Source organism: Paenibacillus sinopodophylli (assembly GCF_005930355.1).
Classification (GTDB): domain Bacteria; phylum Bacillota; class Bacilli; order Paenibacillales; family Paenibacillaceae; genus Pristimantibacillus; species Pristimantibacillus sinopodophylli.
The window spans coordinates 38,331-61,094 of the sequence record NZ_VDBO01000017.1 but is presented as its reverse complement, the minus strand read 5'-3'; the positions used below and the strand labels follow the sequence as shown (position 1 = coordinate 61,094).

The window sequence follows — 22,764 nt, the reverse complement described above, 5'->3', positions numbered from 1 at the left end:
GAGGGTTTTCATTGACGTTTGAATCTAATCGGATGCTGACGGATGCACAAGGAAGCTCCTCTAACAGCAGTTTAGCCGGCTATCATGTTCTGCTAGTCGGAGCAACCGGCTTGATAGGTGTTGCTTTGCTTGAGCAACTGCTTCGTAATCATCATGTTACTAAGGTAACGGTGCTATCGAGGCGGGCGATTAAAGTAGATGAATTAGATGCGTTAAGTGATCAGAAGGCAAAGCTCAGGTTGATTGTAGCTGACTTTGATCATATGGAAGAGGCTTTAATGCAGCTCGAAGCGGATGTTGTGTATTGTGCGTTAGGCACAACTATAAAAATAGCCAAGACGCAGGAAGCATTCCGAAGAGTGGACTATGAATATCCGCTAAGGCTGGCGAAATTCGCTGAAAGAGCAGGGACTAAGGTTTATTCTGTCGTTACGGCAATGGGAGCAGATTCTAGCTCGCGCATCTTCTATAGCAGAGTAAAAGGCGAGCTGCAGGATGCCATCGCCAAGCTATCTATTCCGAATATTCACGTCTTTCAGCCGTCCTTATTGCTTGGTGAGCGGGATGATGTAAGACCAGGAGAGCGGTTCGGTGCTATTGCCTCCAGAGGATTGAAATTTGTGATGGTCGGTCCATTGCGCAAGTATCGTCCTATTAAAGGAGAAGATGTAGCGCGAGCAATGGGGCGCTCAGCAGAAATGGCATTAGCCATTGGTGCAGCGGCTTCAGCAGACACAGAGCACTCAGCGATACGTTATTATCCATCGGACCAAATAGCCGATTTGGCAGTACATACAACGGGGTGAATCAGCTTTGAGAATTAATAAGTTTATTAGTGAAACGGGATACTGTTCTAGACGCGAGGCAGATAAGCTGGTTGACAGCGGTCGAGTTACAATTAACGGAATACCGGCTCAGCTAGGCAGCCAAGCTGAGCAAGGCGATGATGTACGCGTGGACGGCAGCAAGATTGGCGAGCAAAAGAACCATGTGTATATTGCACTGAATAAGCCAGTTGGAATTACAAGCACGACCGAGCTTCATATTAAAGGGAATATTGTTGACTTCGTGGGTCATTCGGAGCGTATTTTCCCAATTGGAAGATTAGATAAGGATTCAGAGGGTTTAATTCTTCTAACGAATGACGGCGATATTGTGAATCCTATTCTGCGGTCGGAAGGCAAGCATGAGAAGGAATATTTGGTCACAGTGGATAAGCCGGTAACAGATGCCTTCTTGAAAGGAATGGCCAGCGGCGTTCATATTCTAGGCAGCATGACGCTGCCATGTGTCGTAACGAAGGTGACAGACCGCGTATTCCGAATTATTTTAACGGAGGGCCGCAATCGCCAGATTCGCAGAATGTGCGAGGCGTTTGGTTATCACGTAAGAAGATTGCAGCGGCAGCGTATTATGAATGTTCAGCTTGGCGGACTGCATGTCGGGAAGTGGAGAGATTTGACGGATGCAGAGAGGTCCGTTTTATTCGAGACGTTGAACTATAAGCCTGTCTAAGCTATCAATCGAAAAAGCCCTAAAGGCCACGTACTCATTCGTGGATTCAGGGCTTTATACAAATATAACAATTTATACGTTTATTAGCGTATAAATTGTTATATTTCACCGTCAAAACGCCTTCAGCGTCTAAGGGACACCGAAGGCGTTTTTGCTTGGTTATTTGGTTACGGCCAGCTTCTGAGCATTAGCCTCATTGGAATAGGTGTGCATAATCGATACTTCAACGCGTCGGTTTTTGGATTTGCCTGCTGCCGTCTTGTTGTCGCCAACTGGTCGATATTCACCATAGCCAATTGCACTGAATCGCTCAGGCTTAAGCTGCTTGTTCTCAAGCAAGATATCCATAAAGCGAATAGCACGCATCGAGCTTAAATCCCAGTTCGATTTGAAAAAGACGGTCGATATTGGAGTCGTATCGGTATGTCCGGATACAATGACCTCATAATCCGGATATTGTTGAAGCATTTTGCCGATTGCGACAGCCAGTTCTCTTGATTCGGGCTTAACCGTTGCTTGTGCTGGAGGGAATAAAGCATTGTCGCTAATGGTGATCATAAGCTGAGAGAGATTAAGCTTTGTTTCCAAATCGGTCGTAAGACCATTCTTCTCAATATAAGAGTCAATCTTCTTCTTCAGGTCTTCCAGATCCTTCTGCTCTTGCTCCATCAGTTCTTCACGAGCTTTTTCTTCAGCAGTTTGGTCTTTCTCTTCATTGTCCTCTTTGCTATCATCTTTCGAGTCGATAAGGCCGCCTGCTTCATCCTGTTTCTTACCGTCATCGTCACCTGATTTTATAAGGGCAGATTCATCTAGAATGCCGCTTCCTGTGCTTAGTGCAACGCTGAAGGCTTTGGACATTTCTTCGAACTTCTTCACGTCAACTGAATTCATGGAGTACAACACGATAAAGAGCGCGAGCAGCAGGGTAAGCAAATCGGCGTAAGGAATGAGCCACGATTCGTCCACATGCTCCTCATGTTCTTCATGCCTATGCTTTCTGCTCAACGGCGCCTTCCTCCTTCTCCTTCAGCTTCAATCTTTCAGTCGGTGTAAGGAAAACAGATAGCTTCTGGTTAATGGCAATAGTCGAAACGCCGGATTGGATGGACAGAAGACCTTCCACCATCATAAGGCGGATTTGAATTTCTTGTTTAGACATACGCTTCAGCTTATTGGCGATAGGATGCCATAGTACATAACCTGTAAAAATACCTAGCAATGTTGCGATAAATGCGCCTGCGATCGCGTGAGCAAGTTTAGCCATATCACTCATGTCAGCGAGTGCTGCGATTAGACCAACCACCGCGCCTAGTACGCCGAGTGTTGGCGCGTAAGTGCCGGCCTGTGTGAATATAAGAGCTCCCGCTTTGTGACGGTCTTCCGTAGCGGCAATATCCTCGAGCAATACGTCACGAACGAAGTCCTGGTCGTTGCCGTCAATAATCATACGCATACCGTTCCGAAGGAATGTATCTTCAATTTCATCGACTTTAGCTTCAAGTGCGAGCAAGCCTTCGCGGCGGGTAATGGATGCCCATTCCATGAATCGTTGGATCAACTCATCACGCTGAGGCAGCTTTTGCTCAGAGAAAACCATTTTGAACAGCTTACCAACCTTGGAGAGCTCGGACATTGGGAAGGCGATCATAACCGATGCTATAGTTCCCAATATGATAATCATATAGGCAGCTGGATTTAAAAGTGACGATAGATGAGCTCCCTTTAAAACCATTCCTCCGAGCACAGCGACTAACCCTAGTACAAGACCGATAATTGTTGAATTTTTCATCATACACCCCGTCCAAATCATTTTCGACATTTCTCTACTTCTTTTATTATCGTCAAATGGGCATTCTGAAGTTAGAGTAAATGAAACGTTTTGATGACTTGTACGTTAAAATTTAAAAAATGCGGTAGAATAGTAGAGAGATGTACATGAAAATTGACAATGATAAAGGTGGTAAACGTAAATGGGTGTTAGACATGCAAGGGAATATGCAGATATATTGAAGGATTTGACAGCAGCAGTGGCCGAGATTGAGAACAGCTATACTTTCTTTGAAATGGAGGCGGAGGAGTGGGCTGTACTGCCTGAAGAGGATCGCCATGAGGTCATGGAAGCGTTGGCTGATGATGTTTTCTTCGGACTAGGAGAAAATCCTGTAATTGAAGTAGGTACGGGCGTTATCACTTACAATAATAAACATCATGTGATCGAAGTATCTCAAGATGATAAGGTCACGCAAATTATTAGACTTATTTAAATTCGACATGACTTTAATAATTAGGAAGATTCCTGTCGGATCTTTACATTTATTGTCGACTCTATTACAATGTTACTCAACGAAGAATGACAGGTAACATAACACAGATATAACATAGAGGAGACCGCTATGAAGGAGTGCTCATCATCGCTGCTGCTGCCGAAGGCGCTTGGTTTGGACGGTGAAACGCTAGCCGCATTTTATCAGCCTATTATTGCCATGGATACAAGACGAATTATGGGCTATGAGGTGCTTGGACGAGCGGTAAAGGGTGATTCGGTACGCAGCTTGGGTCCATTTTTCTGCAATGAAGAAATTGCGGAGGAGGATCATATCGTTGTCGATCGATTGCTTCGCGAGCAAGCATTCTCTAAGCTGTCTTTATTGGAAGCGCCGCCAATGCTTTTCATCAATCTGAAGCCTTCTTGGATATACCGCTATGAGGAGAATGGAGAGCTCTATACCTTGTCTCTGCTTGATAAATACGGTATTGATCCTCGGCGAATTGTGATTGAAATTACAGAGGAAAGCTTCCACGGTTCTATGGAGAGACTGCGCAGCGTTGTCGATCTCTATCGCGCTCGCGGCTGCTTAATTGCCATTGACGATGTCGGCAGCGGATTCAGCAGTACGGACCGAATCGCTCATATTCAGCCGAATTTGCTCAAAATCGATATCCATATGATCAAAAAAAGTGCGACGCATGACGGCTATTTCGGAGTACTTCGCTCCTTCTCAGATTTAGCGGAGCAGATTGGGGCATCGCTGCTGGTGGAGGGCGTGGAGACGCGGGAAGATCTTGCACGTTCAATTCAGGCCGGGGCCAGGTACGTGCAGGGCTTCATGTTTGCAAGGGCAGAGCCGGAATTTCGAGACCCAGCTTGCTTCTCGGCAGTCATAGAGGCAGAGCTTGAACAGCATTTGGTGCATTATCTCGGGTCCGAGCGTTACTGGCAGCGGCAGTCGGAGCAGCTTGCCCAGCAGCTGGTCGAGCTTGTGAAGGAAGCAGAGTATCCAAGAGAGAAGGACATATGGATCGAGGAGCTGCTTCCGAACCTATACGATTATTGTATTAGAGTTTATCTATGCAATGAGGATGGCATACAGCTTTCTGCGAATTATGGTCGCGATGCGGATCAATTGTGGCAACGGGAGGATCAATATAGAGGAGCGAACTGGAGCTGGCGTCCATATTTTGTTCCTAATCTGGTGCAATTGAATGAGAACAGAAGGGCCATCGTATCTCGCGCTTATACGGACCTCGACTCGCATGCATGGATTCGAACGGTATCTGTACTCATTGCGCCTGGACTTATTCTATTTATGGATTTAAAAGATTCTGAGGGTGGTTCCCAGCGGCTATAAAGCGCTATGGGAAGTAGACCATGCAATGGCATTCGGCAAAGCCGGCAGGGGTAGAGCGTGAGTAGGTGTCGGTTATTTGAAAGCCCGCTTGCTGATAAGCATGAATGGCCCGCGTATTCCAAGCGATGACCTCCAGGTCAATTTCGTTGCTTGGAGCGCGGCGGATTGCTTCTTTGGCGATAAGTTTTGTAAAGACAGGCCCGAGTCCACGGCCGCAGAGGTCTGGACGAAGCCCGAGTCCAAGTCTTGTCACTCCTGCAATGGGGAAATATTGAGCGAAGCCAATGAGTGTATTCATTTTGTCGAGTACAGCTACATATTGTGAAGCACGAAGGACGGAATCGCCAAATTCGATTTCGTCCTTTTTCATTTGCTCCCAAGCAGGCCAATTATAGCAATCAAACGGAGCTTCATAGCGCCAGCTGCATATTTCTATGGCGTGGAAAATTTCGAGCGGATGTATGGCTATATCGAAGGCATCTCGATTATAATGATTGGAGCTTAATTGATCTGTCATTGGCTTTGCACCTCTGTTTGAATATAATGGCGGGTAATAGGCTGGAAATAGGTTTATTATAGCAGATAGGCGCCGGAAGAGCGTTCGTATATAAGGAGAAAGTGCAAATGAAGAAATTAATTTGGCTGGGATGTTTGTCTTACTTGATTATTGGAGTCGCCCATGTCGTAGGCGGATCTATATTGGAACAGCTTATTGCGCATTATGGTTTAACCTATAAGGATGGCGGACAGTGGATAATGAACCAGTTTCTCGGCTTTCTGGTAGGTGTTCTGCTCGCGCCATCCATTACAGCGAAAGTCGGCAAACGCAGCGCAGTATTGATTGCGATGGGTGTACTCACTCTGAGCGAAGCAGCTTACAGTCTCTTGCTTCCATGGGGATGGATGCTTGCCATTGCTCCACTTGCGGGGCTGGGCTTCGGAATGACGGAGGCGGTTGTAGGCGCCATGATTATTGATATGGCGAAGAACGGGAAGGCATCGGCGATGAGCCGCTTGGAAACCTTTTTCGGAGTTGGAGCGCTGCTTATCCCGATTGCCGCAGCCTATTTGATACAACGTAGCATCTGGCAGGTTTCGTTCCCTATTCTGGCAGCTATGTCTGGCATTACCTTCGTGTTGTGGCTGACGATGTCCTTCGGAGAAGTGGATGACCAGCTTGGTTATATGCCACAGCGGAGCGAGGGAGATGCAAAGCTCGCGCAGGATCAAACAGGCCGAAAAGTAGGCGCTGCAGACGCATCTTTCTTTTTTGGTTATCCGCGAAAGGCATTGCCGTTCCTATTGTTGTCGGCATTATTTTTTATGATTTATGTAGGCATGGAGATGAGCTTCTCTAATTACCTTCCGTCCATCCTTATTGTACGTTCTGATATGGGCGAATCAAGCGCGGCAGCTGCGCTCAGCCTATTCTGGGGAGCCATGGTGCTTGGAAGACTGTTCGCGGGTGTGCTGGCTGACCGAATGGGCTATGCCAAATATTTGTTGATCGCCACTGCTGGTGCATCCGTTATATTTGTTCTAATAGCGTTGATGGGTGGTCTGAGCTGGATGCTGGCTCTTGTGGCATTAAGTGGTTTATTCTTCTCCGGTATATTCGGCATCGCATTGGTTTATGCGAACGAGCTAATACCGGGTATGACAGAGAGAACGACAAGCCTTCTAGTAGCTTTCGGCGGTCTGGGAGGGGCAATCTTCCCGCGTGTGACAGGCTGGTTTATGGACCGTTTCGATGTACAGTCAACTTTATGGTATGTGAGCGGCCTCGTTGCAGGCATGCTGATTCTATTGGTTGCGATGCTGATTATGGGCAGGAAGCAAAGGAAAGCGATAAGCATTTGAGCTTGACCTATACATGTGAATAATTGTAAATAAACCTCCGCGTTTGCTGTTTCAAAGCAAATACGGAGGTTTATTTAATAGTAACGACAAACAAATGTTGCTTGCCCGTTACGATATGCGCGTAAGATTGCAGCTCACTACTTCAGTATCGTTTTATACATTTCGATTGCTCTTGCACGAGATGCTTTCAGATCAACAATCGCGCCGCTTTGTGGCAGGTGAATCTCCTTGTCAGACAAATGATCCAGATGAGGGAGCCAGCGGCGAATGTAGCTTCCGCTAGGATTATGCGTTCGCGACTGCGTCGCGGGATTCATAATTCGGAAATAAGGTGCGGCATCATACCCGAGCGATGAGCACCATAACCAGCCGCCGCGGTTAAGCGTGTTATCGTAGTCGCTTAGATGAAGCCGGAAATACTGTTCCCCAAGCGTAAAGGGGCAAAGCAGGTTTTTAGTCAGAAACATGGCTGTCACCATGCGTAACCGATTGGGAAGCTCACCCGTACGGTTCAACTGCGTAAGAGCCGCATCAATGATCGGAATACCGGTTGCTGCCGTTGCCCAAGCTTCGAAATGAGTATCCGAGAGTGGAGTCAAATCAATGAGCTGTTCATATTTGAAAAAATCATCATGATACATCGCCTGATATAAGTAAAAATCACGCCATGCCAGCTGGCGTATCCAGGTTTCAGAACCAGGCAGGCCTTGGGTAAGCTCATACGCATGTCGAGCAGAGATGGCGCCTGTATTCAGAAATCGAGCAATTCCGCTTGTTTGATCATTCGCATAAGCGTCGCGAACGTCTGGGTAAGAGGCAAGGCCCTCACGCACGAAGTGATCCAGTTTAGCGAATGGCTTAGGTGCAACTTCTACATTGGTGCCGCCTAACGCGCAAACTACAGCTTCTGGAAGTGCGAATGCATGCGCCACCTTATGGTCTAGTTCTTGCAGGGTAGAGAGCTCATGAACGGTTGTGCTGCTCATCGGGCTATAGGACTCCAGTAGAAAGCTGCTCCACATACGATAGAAGGGCGTGAACACTTTGTAGGGCTCCGATCGCCGGGAATACGCCGGGAAAGCTTCAAGATCGGCAAGCGGTGCATCGGCGATTGACATCCAGCGGCGGCCTAGTCCACGAACAGCTTGTCCAATACGGTTATCCCGCTCGCGGGCATAAGGCGTGTAGTCCGCATGGACGACGACCTCTTCGATAGGATGGGCAAGCAGAAGCGCTTCGGTAATCAGGGCAGGATCGCCATAAAGCACATGCAGCTCTTTGTTTGCGTTAGAATAGCTGTGCAGCAAAGAGGCGGCTTGGGCCATGAAGTTGCGTCCGCTGTGACTAGTTAGGCGGCCTTCTCCTATAAGGTTCGGATCTATAATGAGCAAATGAATGCCTGGCGTGTCTTTTCTTCTCATATATTCAAACGCGCGCAAGTCTGATACGCGCAGGTCCTTACGGTGAATAAATAAATACATCGGGTATTTCTCCTTCCTTGAACACGAGATTCTCACGGTCGTATTCCGATTGAAATGAAACAGCAAAGCCGCAAGTCATTTGTCGTGAACGGACAAAAAACTGCGGCTTTGCTGGGTGAGCCTACCTTTGCAGCTCTCAAGGAGCGGAGTAGGTTACTCTAGTTTGCGTCGGCATACGTTTGGAAAGAATCCGCGTCCATGACACGACGTGCAGTCACATAACGGGTTTCATAGTAAGAGGAGTTAAGTTTGTCTGTTACAACGCCTCGGCTGGAGGACGAGTGAGCAAACTTGCCATCTCCGATGTAAATGCCAACATGGGATACGGTGCTGTTATTGCCACCAACTGTGTCGAAGAACACAAGATCTCCCGGTATTAGGTCAGCCTTAGCGACCTTCGTGCCTGATTTTGCTTGCGAGCCGGAAGTGCGTGAAAGTTCGATGCCCATTTTCTCGAACACAAAGCTCGTAAAACCGGAGCAATCGAAACCTTTCGACGTTGTTCCGCCGCTTTTGTACGGAGTACCAATGAGATCATTGATGAATCCGTTTAGTTTTGAGTCTGCGAAAGCGCTCCCCGCTTGGAAAGTGAGGACGAGAACGAGACCCAGGAGTAGTGCAGTAACCTTTTTCAATTGTGAAACTCCTTCCAATGCCGACGAGGTTAGCTGTGGGGTTCGGTTGAAGGTTCCCTATGATTCCTCAGGCGCTGCCAAAAATCAGACGTCGGAATCAATTCACCCAGAGTGGTTCCCCCGTTTCCCGATAGGGAATTAGGCCGTTTTTTATTGCTCTTGAGAATTATTCGATTATTTTCATTGATCTCCTGCCTTTAATTGCAAATTCTAATAATTCTCATGTAACCTTTTGACTATTTCCTTCGTTTAACCGTTTTTTGTGTAAGATAATCGACCATATGTAGTTCTTTCTTACTAAATAAGAATGCTCAATTTCATTAAATATGTGGATACCTTGTAAAATATACCGATTTGTCACGCAGCGAGCTAGCTGTACGGACAAGTCTAAAGTCCCGCAGTGCGCGGTATATGAATGATTTTCAACAAAAGATTAGAAAATTTTCATACAAAAACCCTCGAATGTGATGAGGCTGCTTAACGATTTCTAGCTATCTCATAAAGTCAAAGCCTAAAAAGACGATCATAATTTTCCTCATAGGAGGCATTATGATCGTCTTTTTGAAGGTTTCGATTTCTTGGAGTGCCGACTCTGATAAGTGAAATCTGCAAGAGAGCCCGCTTATTTGTCTAGAAATCCGAGCAACAGGACGACAAACTCAGTGGGGCCTGGGATTTCAGGTAAGAAAAGCAGCAACATGGCTAATAAACATGCGCCAAGTGAGATCGAAATGACAGCATTTTTTTCCTTTTTATGGGTTAATAAACGAACTTCCCACCAAACGATAGTAATGGTAGCCAGTATGGTGCCGAGTGCTGCATATACAATCATTCTCGATGACCCCGCTTGTCATTTATTCCGTTTATCCGCTTGTCCTGGTATCCCTTGCGGATCATTCGATTTCCCCGTTCCGAATATGCGCGTTTGAATAGAGAGGTTGGAGTAAACATTAGGGTAAATCTTCTCCCAGTTTTCTTTATTTTTCGCCCATTCTTTTGCTTGGTAACGTCTGAATGTGAGAGCGTAACCAAAAAAATCCGTTTTTAGCTCCTGTTGTGCTAAATGGAGTACAGGCTCGACCATCCCTTTTATCAACTCGGTCCAAGCTGCTTCAATGTTCTTGAGATTTTTAGAATCAAGCAAGGATAGATTGGTCGAATTCAGAATGACCTGGCCCCTCATTCTGACGTTAATATCCATGGCCCACTTGCCATTAACAACCTTGGGGGTCAAATCGGTAGTGATGTTGGATGGTTGGATTGCGATGAACGTTTTTTCTCCTTCGGGCTTAACCGTAAACACGATGTTCTCAAGCTGATTAAGCATAATGAGCATTCCGATGCTGTTCGGCTCAGCGATGCTTTTAATGTAACGATCATTCTTAAAGAGCGCTAGCCCGCGAACATAGGGCATAGTAGCATACTTGCTCTGACCGAATGCCGAAGGGATAATCTTCAAACGGGATAGGACGGCCGACTTGCTTAAACCATCAATCGATTCGGCTAAATTAAGAACGGTAACCTTCGTACCCAGCTTCATATTGCCCATCTCGCGCAGCACCTCCGCCGAGCTTCGCTCTAGAGGAGGCAGGAGAGCAATGGTTTCCACCGCATGCTGTTCGCTGACGTACACGTAGGCATGCTCTCGGATTTGGGGAAATCGGAGAAGGAAATCCAAATATTGACGTATGCCGCTCGAGGCAGCATCTTTCCCGATGACAATCGCTTCGCAATGGCCCCAAAACACATGCCGGGATAGTTTGCGCTGCAGCCTATTCATCGCCTCGGCAATGTTGTCGCCATCAGCAGTTTGTACCATCGTTACGCTGCTCGGGCTCCCTGCGCTGCCCCCATTTGAACCGCTTGAGCTGCTTCCGCTCTGACGGGGAATAAAAATCTGAACGGATATATGAACACGCTGCTTGTCGGTCACATCAATTCCAGTCGCGAGAATGATAGCCAAATCGTTAATTTCGACCCGATCCCAGCAACCCTGCAGCAACATGGCTGCAGTCGACAAGGATAGGAATAGTGATGCTATCCGAATAAACCGTATAGGAGATCGATTTATCCTCATGCGGATCTCCTCTTGAACCACTTATTTTTAATAGCTCCCGTCAGCAGAAGGAGTGAGGGCATTACGAGCAGTAAGACAATCGTATAGACATTGGCTGAAGTGCCGTACAACTTGACGATGTCCGTTTGACTTGTAGCGACCCAGTAGGTAAATATGACGCATACAAACGATAATGGAAGGACAAGAGAACGGTATGCTTTTAGCTCAAGCCATTCGGCGGTAGATAAAGTGAATACATAAATGAATATCGATATTTTCACAAATATGCCGGCAATCCAAATGGCGATGACGATAGCTTCAAGATGCTGCATGAAATCAGCAATCGAGATGTAGCGGGCAGCAATCATGACGGGGTATTGAAAGCTGTCGGTAAGGTCGCCCATTAAGAACAAACAGACGAAGTTAGTGATCACCATCGAAAGGGTAACAGCAAGTATCGACAACAGGCTTTTATGCAGAGCTTTATGGCGATCATGTACGTACGGCAGAAGGAATGCAAGCAGTATATATTCTGTAAACCAAGCGCCGGGGGCGACAGAACCGCGCAAAGACGGAAGTAATCCTGCCTCTCCAATCGGAAGGATTTGTTCAGGGTGCAGGTCCCTAATTAAAAGAACAAACAAGAACGCGGCAAACAGAATAAAGATGGCAACAAAAATTTGTGCGGTTCTACCGACGACTTCTATACCCGAACGTACGTTAATGGCACAGACAAGGACCATAGAGACAACAATGGCGAATAGCGGAGTTTGGGGAAGAGCACTTCTTACGATGAATTCACCATATTGACGTATAATGACACCTGTAATATGCGGAAGGAACAATAAGTACAGCAACCCAAACAGCTTGCCTCCCCACTTTCCCAGAATGAGAACGCTGCTTTCTATAAGTGTACTCTTCGGATAAAGCTTGCTGAGTCCAAAAGCAACCCACATGCTCATTAGTCCGAGAATAGAAGCCCATATTGGCGAGAGCCACATGTCTTGTCCAGCGTAGGTCATCGTAATGCTAGGCACGGAAAGAATAGATGTAGCAAGAACAGTCGGCACCATAATAATACTGAGCTGAGCTGCTGATATTTTTCCATGTTCAATCATCACGTCAACCCCTGACATCTCTAAATTAGTATAGACAACCACTACCGACGGCGAGTAGAGCCAACTTTATTACGATTTGTTTTCCAAGCAGGAGCACGTGACAATACATCCGTCAACAATTTGGAGGAGCTGGGCGATAGTGGAGACAAATACGGAATTCCGAAAGAACGCAATGCGCATAAATGGATGACAAGAACAATCATTCCTAGCATTAAGCCGATTAGACCAAGTACACCGGCTAAAAGCATGATTGGAAACCGCAGCAGACGAGAAGCAATGCCTGCTGAATAGCGAGGTATCATGAAGGAAGCAATACCTGTCGTAGCTACGACGATGACCATGGGGGCGGATACAATGCCCGCAGAAGTAGCAGCTTGGCCGATGATTAATGCGCCGACTATGCTTACAGCCGCGCCAACCTGTTTGGGCAGCCGAATGCCAGCCTCGCGGAGGGCTTCGAAGGCGATCTCCATAATGAGAGCTTCAACTAAAGCGGGAAAAGGAATTTCCTCTCTAGCTTTGGCTATGCTGAGAAGAAGAACCGTCGGTATCATTTCTTGATGGTAGGTTGTAATGGCAATATAGAAAGACGGGAGAAGCAGGGACAACAAAAAAAATACGTAACGCAGCCATCGAACGAAGGTGCTCATCCATATATGCTGATAATAATCTTCAGGTGATTGCAGCATCGAGAATAAATTAATAGGTGCGATAAGCACAAAGGGAGTTCCGTCAACAATTACCGCGAACCGTCCTTCCAGCAGGTTGGCACATACGACGTCCGGGCGTTCCGTCGATAGAAGCTGAGGGAAGGGGGAAAGTGGTTCGTCCGATATCCACTCTTCTACATAACTGCTCTCAAGGATGCTGTCCGTTTCGATTGAAGCCAGCCTGCGTTTTGCCTCTTCCAGAATGGCAGGGTCCATGATGCCATCCAAATAAACAAGACCAATATTTGTTTTAGTTACCGTCCCAATCTCCATGTTTAATAGTTTGAGTTTATGATTTTTCAAACGTTTGCGAATAAGAGAGATGTTCACGCTAATACTTTCGGTAAACCCATCGCGAGGGCCTCGAACAGTAGACTCGGCACTGGGCTCCTCGATGCTGCGCTGTTCATACTTCTGCAGTCCATAAGAGACGGCTGTATCGCTGCCATCAATTAGAAGAAGCGGCAGCCCAATATTAATGGCTGTAACTGCTTGATGCAGAGAGAGAATGTCCTGCGTTTTCGATAACGGAATGACATTCCGCAATCGACTGACGTGAACAGGCAAGTTATCCGGATATCGATTCAACAGAGGTGCAAGAACGAGATGGTCGAGCTGCTCGGTATCGCATAAGGTGGAAAGATAGACCAGCAGTGCATCAGTCTGATGATTAATCTGAAAAGGATGAAAAGTGACATCCGCGTTGTTATGAAACTCGGCTTTCAACATCTGCTCATTCGTGCTGAGATCAGAGGATAAGGGTGTTGAAAGTTTATCATTCTGCTCCTTCGAACGAGAAGACAGACTTTTCTTTTTTCCAAGTGTATATTTGTTCATCTGAACCCTCGCTTTCTGAGCAGAATAGGATCTCATTATCTTATAATTTCCAGCGAGTGCCTTGACTATGTACAGATTAAATTTGACCAGCAGGTATAACCAGTTCATACAGCACAAAGAAGCCCTCCCAAGGGTCACTATAGATGACAATGGGAGGGCCTCTTCTTTGTGAACCTGTTTATTTGGCGGTGATGACTTTCTCGGAAATGAGCTGCGAATCGCCGTTCTTCTGCTCCATATAGAAACGCAGCTTATATTTCCCGCTGAATTTGAAGTCATACGAAACAAGCTTGGAGCTGAACCAGAAGGTATCCTTCTCGACGAACTCCTTGAAATCATCATCGTCCTGGCTGCGTCTATCTATCGTTGTTTCTTTATCATTAGGGTCCGTAATCGTCACCTTGAATTCCGTAATCGCTACATTCAGATTATCGATTTGCGCTTGTACCAGAAATTTCTGCACGCTTCCCTTTTCCACTTGCCCGAACATGGTTCGCTTCTCGTTCATCATGAACATATGGACGTTAGGCTTCTGGATGATCAGCTTCTTCTCGCTGCCTCTCCATTGGATAAAAGCTTGCAGGGAATCGGATAATGAGCGAATGTTGACGTATACTTTATCGTCTACAAGGAGTCCGTCTTCAAGCGATTGCTTATTATTGTAAAGCAGCGTAACCTTCTGCATTAATTTGTCTGCCGCCACGATCGAACCACCGGCTAAGAGTAAGGTCATAGATAAAATAACTAGTTTTTTACGCATCATTTGCGTGTATCCCCCAACGTATGATTTCTTACATCTATGTATACAATGGCGAGGTCATTTAGTTGCGCAGCGCAGACAAATAAAAAGCCTTCATTCCCACGAGAGTCGCGGTTTGAAGGCTTGTTCCTGCTATAGCTGTTTGGTTTGCAGGCAATCGTACTGTGCAGCTATCGTCCATACCTTCATAAGCGTACGAACGAGGTGGTATCCCTGGTGCAGAATGAGTGCGAAAAGACCAGCCCACAGCATGGATAAGCTTGTTGCTACGAGCCCGGCTGCAGCCCCGATTCCCCACATAATGAGCGAGATCGCTGCATAGGAGAGGAAGTTGCGGAGAGCTCGCCACAGTGCACGGAATATGCCTTCTCCCGAAGCGGCTCCAAGCTGCATGGCGAGGAACAGCAAGTGCAGCAGCGTTCCCCAGAGCAGCCACAAAGCTGCCCCGGGCAGAATGGCTTGCAGCAGCTCGGGTGTGGAGCCGCTCTCCATTAGCGCGTCTAGGGAACGCGGCAGTACATACCAAGCTGGAGCGATGGATAGGATGGCTTCGATCCAATAGAGTAGAACGACCGGCTTCCATTTTTGACGAATCCCTTCCAAGAACCGAGTGCTGCCATCTGAGCGTGCCTGATTGAAAGAATAGAAGAGCCCGGCGTTGAACAGGGGAGTGAGCAGCATTCGAACTGCTAATAGGCCTCCGAGTGTCCATACGTATGGGGAGATGAGATCGGTTTTGAAAAGCTGGAATTGAGCTTCCGTCATGAAAGCTTGAGCCGCGGCATCCGACGGGTAGGCGCCGGGATATCTGCGGAGCAGCGGTGCTACTACGGAATCAATAAAACGGTAGAGAAAGAATCCCCATAGCAGCTGATACAGAAATAATAAGATGATCAGGTAGAAATGCTTGACCGCCAGCTGCCAGCCTTGCTTCACATGTATTTTCATCATTTATCGCTCCTTGAACGCAGTTACTTACCAGCCCAGCGACCCGAGCAGACCTTCAATCAGCTTGACCGTGCCGAGGCTCCATCTCGTTCTCGTAGCTTCGGGAAGCTTGGCCTGCATATAGTTGTTGATGATCTTGTTATCAAGCACATTGCTGTAATTCGGGTCAACCATCGCCCATTCGAGCGGAGAGGCATGTACAAGCTTATACTGCATATGTGATTCCTCGGCATTCCATAGCTTCACAACCTCTGATCCGTCGGTAAATCGCAGGAGAACCTTAATGTCGCCATTGCTGCCGCCGTTCTTTTTGACTAGAACGATAGATTCGTACAGATTCTCGCCATCCTGTGTGATCGGACGGACATGAATAGATTCGACAGAGAAATCTGCCATCTGATTGTCATATACATATTGGCTGAAATAGTCATGCCATTTGTTTTTCGTGACCTGTTCAACGACCCGCTGAAAGTCGGAGGAGGTCGGGTGCTTGAATTTGTATTTCTGGAAATAAGTACGTAGAATTTTTTGCATCGTTCGGGAGCCTACTTGATTCTCGATGCCGATAAGCACGAGCTTAGCGCGTAAGTATACGTTTTCTGCATATTGGGAATGTGTTCCATAAGCCCAAGAAGGCTGCTTGAGTGGAGCAGGATCGGTCATATAGCTGGCTTCGACTCGTAAGTTAGGCTCTACGCCGTAAGTCGTTTCCATTACTTTGTCTTCGGCATAGGACGTAAAGCCTTCATCCAGCCATGCCTCTTCGAATTCATTGGAGGCAACCATACCATACCAGTACTGGTGTCCAATCTCATGAACGACCGTACGCTCCAGGTCGTAGCCAGGATTCTGCTTTTCCGCTGCAAAGGCGGTAACAAGCGTCGGATATTCCATACCGCCGGCACCGTTCGCCCCTTTGGGAGGAACGACTATAGATAGCGTGCTGTATGGATATTCGCCGTACCACTTGGCGTAGCTTGCGAGCGCAGACTTGGCTGCATGCATGTAGCGGTCCTTCAGGGCAGCATGCGACGGATCAAGGTATAGTTTGATACGCACGCCTGGGATGCCTGTATCGGAATAGGCTGTCTCTTCATAGACAAAGTCTGGAGAAGCTGACCATGCAAAGTCATGCACATCGTCTGCATAGAATTGATAGACCTTCATTTGGTCTTTGATCTCGATAGGCTTGGTTTGGAAGCCAGTAGCAGCAACTGTGTAAGCTTCAGGCACTTTAATTCTAACGCTGTATATGCCGAAGTCGCTGTAGAACTCTGAGTTCCCATGGTACTGGTGAACATTCCAACCTTCAGCTGTTCGTCCGCGCGTCCCTGTTGGCTCGTACACGGCAAGCTTAGGGAACCACTGTCCTGCCATGACGAAGTCACCGGAATAGCCCATTCTCGCGAACACTTCAGGCAGCTTGACCTCGAAGCCCATACGCAGCGTAACCGATTGGCCTGGCGTGACTGGCTCTGGAAGACGGATCTTGGCCAAAGTGAAGTCATTACTGTTGCCATCATCCGGCTGCACATATTGCAGGCGCGGCAGCAGGCTCTCGCCATCAATGGTTTCGAGTGTAAGCAGCTTCATGTAGCCACGGCTGTTCAGTGTCGCTTCGTCTTGTCTAAGCTTGCCCCCCGACTCCTTCATGAACGTGGACTGCTCGGAATGAAAAGCATTGGGGTAAAGATGGAAGTAGAGCTCGGACACTGTTTTTTTGCCGGGATTGATCCAAGTTACAGTCTGATCACCATTCAGGCCCTTGGCGTCATCAACCAGATGAACGCTTATATGGTACTCAACGACACGCTTGCTGAGCTCCTGCGGCTTGGGGGTCATAACGGTGTTTGGTTCCTGCACAGCGGGCGGCTTGGCCGATTTCGGGGCAGGGGCTGGTGCTTGCTTGGCTTTAGCGGCGGGGGCGAATGCATAAGTATATTGGGATTGCCAAGCATTCCCGAAGCCGTATTGCACCGATAAGCCGAGCATGACGACTGCGAGTATTACGAGTAAAAATCGTTTGATATAGCGTGGAGTCATTGAACGTTTCCCTCCCGTTGACAAGCATCTAAAGCATGTATATGTTTGCTTTTCGATGATTATTAGCTAAAATGGAATTATTGTATGGGGAAGGTGTGAATACGCATGACGGAAGAACAAGGACAGCCAGTACAGCCGGAAAAAAAGGAAAAGAAATCACTGTCGCTCAACGTAGTGAGCAGCAAACAACATAAAGGCTTCGGTGCGGGAACAATTGATCTAAGCGCCGTATCCTGTATCATTATTGATGACGGAGTCGCTTATATCGATGTTGGTGCGATGCATGCCAAAAGCAAGGTAGAGCGCGGTATTAAGTTCACGCCAAACAAAGAGGATACGCCAAACGGACGCCAATGCTGGATTGTTTGGGTAGCTGTAGACCGTAATGAGGAAGGCTCTTATTACGCGGGCGCAACGGCATGTGAGATGCTAATTGATTCCGAGGCGCGCCGTGGTTGGAAAATTCTAGCTGATCATGTAAACAAGTTGGATCATTCCATTAAGCGTCGCTATAACCTGACGGAGCTTGGTGAAGTGGATAAAGCGGCGCTTCGCAAGCTGCTGATTGAGCATAATTTGGAATGGTGGAACCGCTCGCCGGATGAGCTTAAACAGGCTTTAGATGTTTAATTATTTGGCAGCAAGGCAGGCCTGGATGTAACGGAGCGTACGCATTAATAGTGATTAAGAACCTCATCGTTCGCAAGGGCAAACCCGGCGAAAGATGAGGTTTTTGCGTAAGTGGGCACCGTGCTGCACTACCAAAGGACGGCGATAGCCGTTTCACCTTGGCTTGTAAGTATGAAATTATTTTTAGTGTATGTGCAGGGTAAGAATGACCGGCTGTCGTCTATTAGGTTGGGAAGGGGGAGAGCGACATTCAAGACGAGGATTGGATTAAAGCCGTACAGAAGGGCGGGCCCGAGCATTATGGCCCTTTCGTACAAGCTTATGGCCCTTACATATATAGAACAGTCTTCGCAGTGCTTCGCTCTCCGCATGACGCGGAGGATGTGACGCAGGAAGTGCTGCTGCAAATCTATCGTTCCCTTCCGGATTGCCGATTAGATGGGTTGAAGACATGGATTACGCGCATCGCCGTGAATCGTTCAATTGATTTCAAGCGCAGCAAAGCGCGAAGGCCAGAGGAGCTTGGCGACAGCGATTCGCTAGCGGAGGCGAGGCAAGCGGCGGATCATGCCGGCATGCCTGCTGCCGAGCTAGTTGCGCTGGAGCAGTCAGACCGGCAGCAGGTTCGGGACAGAGTAGATGAAATGCCTGATAATTATCGTGAAGTCGTTACGGCTTACTATATGGAAGATAAGTCGTATGAGCAGATTGCGGCAGAAACTGGACTCGAGCGTAAGAGCGTGGAGTCAAGGCTGTACCGTGCTAGAAGCTGGATGAGGCGCCACTGGCGGAAGGAGGATTTCGAATGAGGGATGAGCATCTATCGCAAGGCCCAATGATTCTATATATAGCTGACAAGCTGACAGACATTGAGCGGTCTGAGATCGAGTTGCATATGGAAGCTTGCGAACACTGTTTGCAGATGTTCATGACGGAGCTGGAAGCGTCTGAGACAGAGGAGCAGGGGGCGGCTTCCGGTGATACAGGCTTGTCTCAAGTGATGCTTCCTGATATGAATCTTATGGAGAAGCGGATTGTCTCGCTACTGCTGGGTGAGCAGCAGCAAGACGAAGCTGTAGAGCCGATTCTATCCACTGCTAGGCAGGAGAAGCGGCCCAAACTTCGGAGCTGGCTGCAGCATCCTGTGGCGCATTATACGATTGCAGCATCGATTACATTGCTGCTGCTGTTCAGCGGAACGTTCTCTTCCTTCTCTCAAAGGCTGGCGCAGTTCGACATGGATGAGAACGCGCAGCAGGCCACGAAGCCGCAGCCGAACACAGGCAAGGACAATCATTCAGAATCGTGGTCGAACCGATTGGTTGATCAAACGGGCACATGGCTCGATGGCTTGAAGGCAGCACGTTTCAAATAATTGAAAATTAGAAATGAGAAAGGATTGAAGCAGCATGAATAAAAGCCCGTTAGTCGCGTTTCTGCTAGCATTTCTGCCTGGTGTCGGGCATGGCTATATTGGACGCCCCGTACGTGCCGTATTGTATGGGGGAGGTTTTTTTGGCTCCTTAGGCTTGCTCTTTCTTTTGGGCGTGATGGGCGGACATATCGATTCTGAGGTTTTCATTTTTTTGATGTTCGCAGCAGCGCTAGTGTGGGGTATTAACATGGTGGATATGCTGTTTACGCTTCTGGTTGGCAAAGGCGTATCGCCGTATCCTAGACATCAGCATCCTCTCGAGCATACAGCCGATCACTTTGGTCCTGCGTTTGTTCCTCAGGAGTTTGAGAATCAGCGGGAGAAATCGCGGACGATTCTGTTCTCCTTCATTCCAGGTTTAGGCCATATGAATATAGGCCTTATGCAGCGGGGGATTACGCTTCTAATCGCCTTTATTGGCTGGTTCGCCATTATTGTTTTTTTGAGTATTATCTTTCATAGGGCAGAGTTGCTAGTTTTCTTGCTAGCCCTGCCTATCATCTGGATTTACAGTATGTTTGACGCCCTCCGTCAGTTGCAAGCGAAGCAGCGAGGCGAGCTTCTGGTAGACCGGGCGATATTCGAGGATATGGAAGCCTATCTCTCATCAGGACGCAAGAGCAAGGTAGTCGCCATTGCCTTATCTACATTCCCAGGCGCGGGGCATCTGTACTTGGGCCTTCAAAAGCGCGGCTTGCAGTTGATGGGCGGCTTTCTTCTAACGGTATTCATTATGGATAATTTGCGGTTATCGCTGTTCATCTTCCTGCTGCCATTATTTTGGTGCTACGCATTCTTCGATGCGCTGCAGCAAACTTCTCGTTACGAGCGGGAGGAGCTTTCGGATGAGCCCGTTCTTACCCAGCTCGTTCCTTATCAGCGTTGGTTCGGATTTGGACTTCTAGGTTTTGGCGTTTATTACCTGCTTGACCGCGTAGCAGTTGAGTTAACCTCTCATATCTCAAGTCAAATGTATAATCAATATATGCAAGTGAAATACATGATTCCAACCGCAGTGGTTGCTTTTATTATGATTGTGGTGGGTTTGCGTTTAGCCTTTGGAAGCCGTGCGCAAGTGGATAAGTTCAGAGGGAAACCGCCTGAGCTCTCGAAGTCATCGCTTGTTAAGCGTGAGGAGGAATCGCATTGAATACGATAAATCAGCCGCTCTCTCCTGAGCCTGCGACTATTCGAGGGGGCAGCGTCCGAACATGGCGCGTAGGCTCGTTATCAATGGGTGTAACCTTGATGCTTATTGGTACGGCGCTTGCTGTGTCTCTATGGCAGGATATTGAGGCGTACGAGGTACTGCTGTGGGTGGCTCCCATTGTATTTATTATGCTGGGAGCGGAGCTACTGCTCTACCTTAAATTCTCCAGCAGTGAGCGTGCAGTTGTTCGTTATGATTGGATAAGTGTGTTTTTTGTAGGTGTTATTGGCATGGTAAGCCTGGGACTTGCTCTCTTGATGTCAACCGGGTTGTTCGATGAGCTGCAGCGAGGACTGCATATGACGGAGCGCTCTGCTTTCGTAGAGTCAAAAACGATAAAGGTTCCTGCAGATATTAGTAAAATTGTTGTTCAAGCATTAGATGGGGTCGAGATTGACCAGACGGACGGGCGAGAGCTTCAACTTCTTGGCCAGATCAGGTACTGGTCCGCAGAGAAGCTGGACCGACTGGACAATAAAATGCTGCAAACAAAGGTTGTCGGCACAACGATGTATGTGATGGTCGGATTGGTTGAACGGCGTGAAGGCGGGCTGTTCTCTGACACGGTAGATGCTGGTTTGACGCTGGTCGTTCCTAAGGGAATTGAGGTTGTAGAAAAAGGACGTTAATGCAGAGCAAGGTACGAATAAAAGGGCTGTCGGCAGGGGTAATAGACCAAAGCCGACAGCCCTTTTCAGTTTGTTGCTGCAGGTAGAGCTGAGCTTTCGTTAAAAGGAGCCTCAGCAGCACATAACTCTTTAGCTACTGCGTCCGACTGCTATAGGTAGAGTAACTGCATAGCGGTATTCCCTACGAGCAGCCTTATCTATCAGTGTTCAATCAGCTGCCTGCGGCTCCAGTTGGTTCAGGCTTGTCAGCACATTCTCCAGCGGCGCAAGGATGCGATAAGAGCCTCGAAGCGGTACATAGCCAAGCTTGCCATTAATCGCAAGAATGGGCTTGTTTAAGGAATCGTTATCGGTGCGAATGTAGGCAGCGCCGTGCTGCCGAGCCAGTTCGATCGCTTTTACCTTCAAAGCAAGTGCAATTTGCCTGCCGCGGTAAGCACGGGCCACGCCCGTATATTCGTGATACATGCCGTTCGTTTCACGATTATGAAGCACATTAGTTACACCCACAAACACGTTTCCGTCCGCAGCTATAATAACATGCTCAGGTGCATAGCCATCTACTTGCAAGTACCATTTGAGCCATTCTTCATAGGCAGGAACTTCTCCCATAAACCCTGGGATGTCGACTAACGACTCCTTGTACAGCTCATAGAGTTTATGCTCGCTTTCGTCGCCAGGTTCATCCGCTAGTGTAAGGATACGCAGACCAAGCTGCTCTGGCATTTGAACAGCCGGCAAGTCTTCTTGGCCTTGAAGCTGAAGAAGCGACTGGAATGCATGGCGTTCGATCGCAAAGCCGCGTTTCACTGCGAACTGCCGTGCTTCCTCATTGTCGTCCCATATTTCTGTAATAAGAGCAGCCGCACCAAGCTTGAATGCCCATTGTGTGATATGGCGCAACAGCATCCCACCGATTCCGCGGTTGCGATAAGCCTCGTCTACAACGAGCGTATTGCACAAATAGCCAGGCTCCGTCCAGGGTGCCCGCCATGACCAAGCGTAGCCTACAATTTTTCCTTGCTCATTAACGGCAGCATGGCGCTCTCTATCGTATCCGCCAAGCAGTCTGTTCTCGTCCATCCAAGTATGTCCGACCTCATACAGCTTCTGATCATCCTCCAGAAGTCGTTCTGCAGTAGTTGGTTCGGACCATACTTGATTCAGCAATCGAGCTAGCTGCTCATAGTCATCCGGTAATTGCAAAGGGCGAAAAATAATGGTTATGTTAATCACCTCATGTTTTAGTTGGCCTTGCTCATATG

23 protein-coding genes and 1 riboswitch are annotated in these 22,764 nt (G+C 47.8%); of the genes, 10 read left to right on the top strand and 13 right to left on the bottom strand.

The genetic code is table 11. The features are described 5' to 3' along the window. The first annotated feature begins 11 nt into the window (after positions 1 to 11). Both FGT79_RS27985 and rluF read left to right on the top strand, forming a co-directional pair. On the top strand, positions 12 to 806 hold the full coding sequence (locus tag FGT79_RS27985) for an NAD(P)H-binding protein (protein ID WP_171056486.1): 795 nt from the start codon (positions 12 to 14) through the stop codon (positions 804 to 806). A gap of 7 nt (positions 807 to 813) precedes the next feature. Continuing rightward, positions 814 to 1,515, top strand: coding sequence for a 23S rRNA pseudouridine(2604) synthase RluF (rluF, locus tag FGT79_RS27980; RefSeq protein ID WP_138756132.1), 702 nt, complete (start codon positions 814 to 816; stop codon positions 1,513 to 1,515). A 159-nt stretch (positions 1,516 to 1,674) separates the two neighbouring features. Here the strand turns inward: rluF and FGT79_RS27975 are convergent, their stop codons facing one another. Both FGT79_RS27975 and motA read right to left on the bottom strand, forming a co-directional pair. After that, positions 1,675 to 2,523 carry a flagellar motor protein MotB gene (locus FGT79_RS27975; protein WP_138756131.1) on the bottom strand — a complete coding sequence of 283 codons (849 nt, stop codon included), beginning with the start codon at positions 2,521 to 2,523 and terminating at the stop codon, positions 1,675 to 1,677. Further along, positions 2,507 to 3,307, bottom strand: a complete 801-nt coding sequence (gene motA / locus FGT79_RS27970) for a flagellar motor stator protein MotA (RefSeq protein WP_138756159.1) — start codon at positions 3,305 to 3,307, stop codon at positions 2,507 to 2,509. The genes FGT79_RS27975 and motA overlap by 17 nt, the downstream gene beginning before the upstream one ends. Before the next feature lie 181 nt (positions 3,308 to 3,488). On the opposite strand from motA, the gene FGT79_RS27965 reads away from it, so the two are divergent. Continuing rightward, on the top strand, positions 3,489 to 3,782 hold the full coding sequence (locus tag FGT79_RS27965; RefSeq protein ID WP_138756130.1) for a hypothetical protein: 294 nt from the start codon (positions 3,489 to 3,491) through the stop codon (positions 3,780 to 3,782). Positions 3,783 to 3,911: 129 nt separating this feature from the next. Further along, positions 3,912 to 5,147: an EAL domain-containing protein gene (locus tag FGT79_RS27960; protein WP_138756129.1), complete on the top strand. Its 1,236-nt coding sequence runs from the start codon at positions 3,912 to 3,914 to the stop codon at positions 5,145 to 5,147. A gap of 4 nt (positions 5,148 to 5,151) precedes the next feature. Here FGT79_RS27960 and FGT79_RS27955 read toward each other — a convergent pair whose 3' ends face one another. Beyond that, positions 5,152 to 5,664 carry a GNAT family N-acetyltransferase gene (locus tag FGT79_RS27955; RefSeq protein ID WP_138756128.1) on the bottom strand — a complete coding sequence of 171 codons (513 nt, stop codon included), beginning with the start codon at positions 5,662 to 5,664 and terminating at the stop codon, positions 5,152 to 5,154. A gap of 107 nt (positions 5,665 to 5,771) precedes the next feature. Between FGT79_RS27955 and FGT79_RS27950 the strand changes: the two genes are divergently transcribed. Further along, complete coding sequence (locus FGT79_RS27950) at positions 5,772 to 7,007, top strand: MFS transporter (protein ID WP_138756127.1); 1,236 nt, start codon at positions 5,772 to 5,774, stop codon at positions 7,005 to 7,007. A gap of 137 nt (positions 7,008 to 7,144) precedes the next feature. Here the strand turns inward: FGT79_RS27950 and FGT79_RS27945 are convergent, their stop codons facing one another. The 9 genes from FGT79_RS27945 to FGT79_RS27905 all read right to left on the bottom strand — a co-directional run bounded on the left by FGT79_RS27945 (position 7,145) and on the right by FGT79_RS27905 (position 17,595). Further along, positions 7,145 to 8,488 (bottom strand): FAD-binding domain-containing protein, encoded by a 1,344-nt coding sequence (locus tag FGT79_RS27945; protein ID WP_138756126.1) that lies wholly within the window; start codon positions 8,486 to 8,488, stop codon positions 7,145 to 7,147. A gap of 158 nt (positions 8,489 to 8,646) precedes the next feature. Beyond that, positions 8,647 to 9,123 (bottom strand): C40 family peptidase, encoded by a 477-nt coding sequence (locus tag FGT79_RS27940; RefSeq protein WP_138756125.1) that lies wholly within the window; start codon positions 9,121 to 9,123, stop codon positions 8,647 to 8,649. A 3-nt stretch (positions 9,124 to 9,126) separates the two neighbouring features. Beyond that, a riboswitch (cyclic di-AMP (ydaO/yuaA leader) is annotated at positions 9,127 to 9,278 on the bottom strand. 467 nt (positions 9,279 to 9,745) lie between these two features. Then, positions 9,746 to 9,955, bottom strand: a complete 210-nt coding sequence (locus tag FGT79_RS27935) for a hypothetical protein (RefSeq protein WP_138756124.1) — start codon at positions 9,953 to 9,955, stop codon at positions 9,746 to 9,748. Between the two features lie 18 nt (positions 9,956 to 9,973). After that, complete coding sequence (locus FGT79_RS27930; RefSeq protein WP_138756123.1) at positions 9,974 to 11,200, bottom strand: Ger(x)C family spore germination protein; 1,227 nt, start codon at positions 11,198 to 11,200, stop codon at positions 9,974 to 9,976. Continuing rightward, positions 11,197 to 12,297, bottom strand: a complete 1,101-nt coding sequence (locus FGT79_RS27925; protein WP_171056485.1) for a GerAB/ArcD/ProY family transporter — start codon at positions 12,295 to 12,297, stop codon at positions 11,197 to 11,199. Before FGT79_RS27925 ends, FGT79_RS27930 begins: the two co-directional genes overlap by 4 nt. 41 nt (positions 12,298 to 12,338) lie before the next feature. Then, a complete protein-coding gene (locus tag FGT79_RS27920; RefSeq protein ID WP_138756121.1) occupies positions 12,339 to 13,844 on the bottom strand; it encodes a spore germination protein in 1,506 nt (501 codons plus the stop codon). A 178-nt stretch (positions 13,845 to 14,022) separates the two neighbouring features. Further along, on the bottom strand, positions 14,023 to 14,607 hold the full coding sequence (locus tag FGT79_RS27915; RefSeq protein WP_138756120.1) for a hypothetical protein: 585 nt from the start codon (positions 14,605 to 14,607) through the stop codon (positions 14,023 to 14,025). Positions 14,608 to 14,736: 129 nt separating this feature from the next. After that, positions 14,737 to 15,555, bottom strand: a complete 819-nt coding sequence (locus FGT79_RS27910; RefSeq protein ID WP_246096663.1) for a hypothetical protein — start codon at positions 15,553 to 15,555, stop codon at positions 14,737 to 14,739. A gap of 24 nt (positions 15,556 to 15,579) precedes the next feature. After that, positions 15,580 to 17,595: a M1 family metallopeptidase gene (locus FGT79_RS27905; RefSeq protein WP_138756119.1), complete on the bottom strand. Its 2,016-nt coding sequence runs from the start codon at positions 17,593 to 17,595 to the stop codon at positions 15,580 to 15,582. A 105-nt stretch (positions 17,596 to 17,700) separates the two neighbouring features. Here FGT79_RS27905 and FGT79_RS27900 point away from each other — a divergent pair, with 105 nt between their 5' ends. The 5 genes from FGT79_RS27900 to FGT79_RS27880 all read left to right on the top strand — a co-directional run bounded on the left by FGT79_RS27900 (position 17,701) and on the right by FGT79_RS27880 (position 21,499). Further along, on the top strand, positions 17,701 to 18,225 hold the full coding sequence (locus FGT79_RS27900; protein ID WP_138756118.1) for a YwhD family protein: 525 nt from the start codon (positions 17,701 to 17,703) through the stop codon (positions 18,223 to 18,225). 353 nt (positions 18,226 to 18,578) lie between these two features. Continuing rightward, the gene (locus FGT79_RS27895) at positions 18,579 to 19,034 is read left to right on the top strand and encodes a sigma-70 family RNA polymerase sigma factor (protein WP_246096662.1); all 456 of its coding nucleotides are present in this window, start codon (positions 18,579 to 18,581) and stop codon (positions 19,032 to 19,034) included. Continuing rightward, a complete protein-coding gene (locus FGT79_RS27890) occupies positions 19,031 to 19,600 on the top strand; it encodes a zf-HC2 domain-containing protein (RefSeq protein WP_138756116.1) in 570 nt (189 codons plus the stop codon). The genes FGT79_RS27895 and FGT79_RS27890 overlap by 4 nt, the downstream gene beginning before the upstream one ends. A gap of 34 nt (positions 19,601 to 19,634) precedes the next feature. Then, positions 19,635 to 20,810, top strand: a complete 1,176-nt coding sequence (locus tag FGT79_RS27885; protein WP_212758645.1) for a hypothetical protein — start codon at positions 19,635 to 19,637, stop codon at positions 20,808 to 20,810. Continuing rightward, positions 20,807 to 21,499, top strand: coding sequence for a hypothetical protein (locus tag FGT79_RS27880; protein WP_138756115.1), 693 nt, complete (start codon positions 20,807 to 20,809; stop codon positions 21,497 to 21,499). The genes FGT79_RS27885 and FGT79_RS27880 overlap by 4 nt, the downstream gene beginning before the upstream one ends. A 207-nt stretch (positions 21,500 to 21,706) precedes the next feature. Here the strand turns inward: FGT79_RS27880 and FGT79_RS27875 are convergent, their stop codons facing one another. Beyond that, positions 21,707 to 22,735: a GNAT family N-acetyltransferase gene (locus FGT79_RS27875; RefSeq protein WP_342778549.1), complete on the bottom strand. Its 1,029-nt coding sequence runs from the start codon at positions 22,733 to 22,735 to the stop codon at positions 21,707 to 21,709. Positions 22,736 to 22,764: the final 29 nt, after the last annotated feature.

Excerpts from the sequence above, each read along its gene's own strand:
- motA (WP_138756159.1), bottom strand. The coding sequence starts at position 3,307 with ATGAAAAATTCAACAATTATCGGTCTTGTACTAGGGTTAGTCGCTGTG.
- FGT79_RS27965 (WP_138756130.1), top strand. The coding sequence starts at position 3,489 with ATGGGTGTTAGACATGCAAGGGAATATGCAGATATATTGAAGGATTTG.
- FGT79_RS27960 (WP_138756129.1), top strand. The coding sequence starts at position 3,912 with ATGAAGGAGTGCTCATCATCGCTGCTGCTGCCGAAGGCGCTTGGTTTG.
- FGT79_RS27955 (WP_138756128.1), bottom strand. The coding sequence starts at position 5,664 with ATGACAGATCAATTAAGCTCCAATCATTATAATCGAGATGCCTTCGAT.
- FGT79_RS27950 (WP_138756127.1), top strand. The coding sequence starts at position 5,772 with ATGAAGAAATTAATTTGGCTGGGATGTTTGTCTTACTTGATTATTGGA.
- FGT79_RS27945 (WP_138756126.1), bottom strand. The coding sequence starts at position 8,488 with ATGTATTTATTTATTCACCGTAAGGACCTGCGCGTATCAGACTTGCGC.
- FGT79_RS27935 (WP_138756124.1), bottom strand. The coding sequence starts at position 9,955 with ATGATTGTATATGCAGCACTCGGCACCATACTGGCTACCATTACTATC.
- FGT79_RS27930 (WP_138756123.1), bottom strand. The coding sequence starts at position 11,200 with ATGAGGATAAATCGATCTCCTATACGGTTTATTCGGATAGCATCACTA.
- FGT79_RS27925 (WP_171056485.1), bottom strand. The coding sequence starts at position 12,297 with ATGATTGAACATGGAAAAATATCAGCAGCTCAGCTCAGTATTATTATG.
- FGT79_RS27920 (WP_138756121.1), bottom strand. The coding sequence starts at position 13,844 with ATGAACAAATATACACTTGGAAAAAAGAAAAGTCTGTCTTCTCGTTCG.
- FGT79_RS27915 (WP_138756120.1), bottom strand. The coding sequence starts at position 14,607 with ATGATGCGTAAAAAACTAGTTATTTTATCTATGACCTTACTCTTAGCC.
- FGT79_RS27910 (WP_246096663.1), bottom strand. The coding sequence starts at position 15,555 with ATGATGAAAATACATGTGAAGCAAGGCTGGCAGCTGGCGGTCAAGCAT.
- FGT79_RS27905 (WP_138756119.1), bottom strand. The coding sequence starts at position 17,595 with ATGACTCCACGCTATATCAAACGATTTTTACTCGTAATACTCGCAGTC.
- FGT79_RS27900 (WP_138756118.1), top strand. The coding sequence starts at position 17,701 with ATGACGGAAGAACAAGGACAGCCAGTACAGCCGGAAAAAAAGGAAAAG.
- FGT79_RS27890 (WP_138756116.1), top strand. The coding sequence starts at position 19,031 with ATGAGGGATGAGCATCTATCGCAAGGCCCAATGATTCTATATATAGCT.
- FGT79_RS27885 (WP_212758645.1), top strand. The coding sequence starts at position 19,635 with ATGAATAAAAGCCCGTTAGTCGCGTTTCTGCTAGCATTTCTGCCTGGT.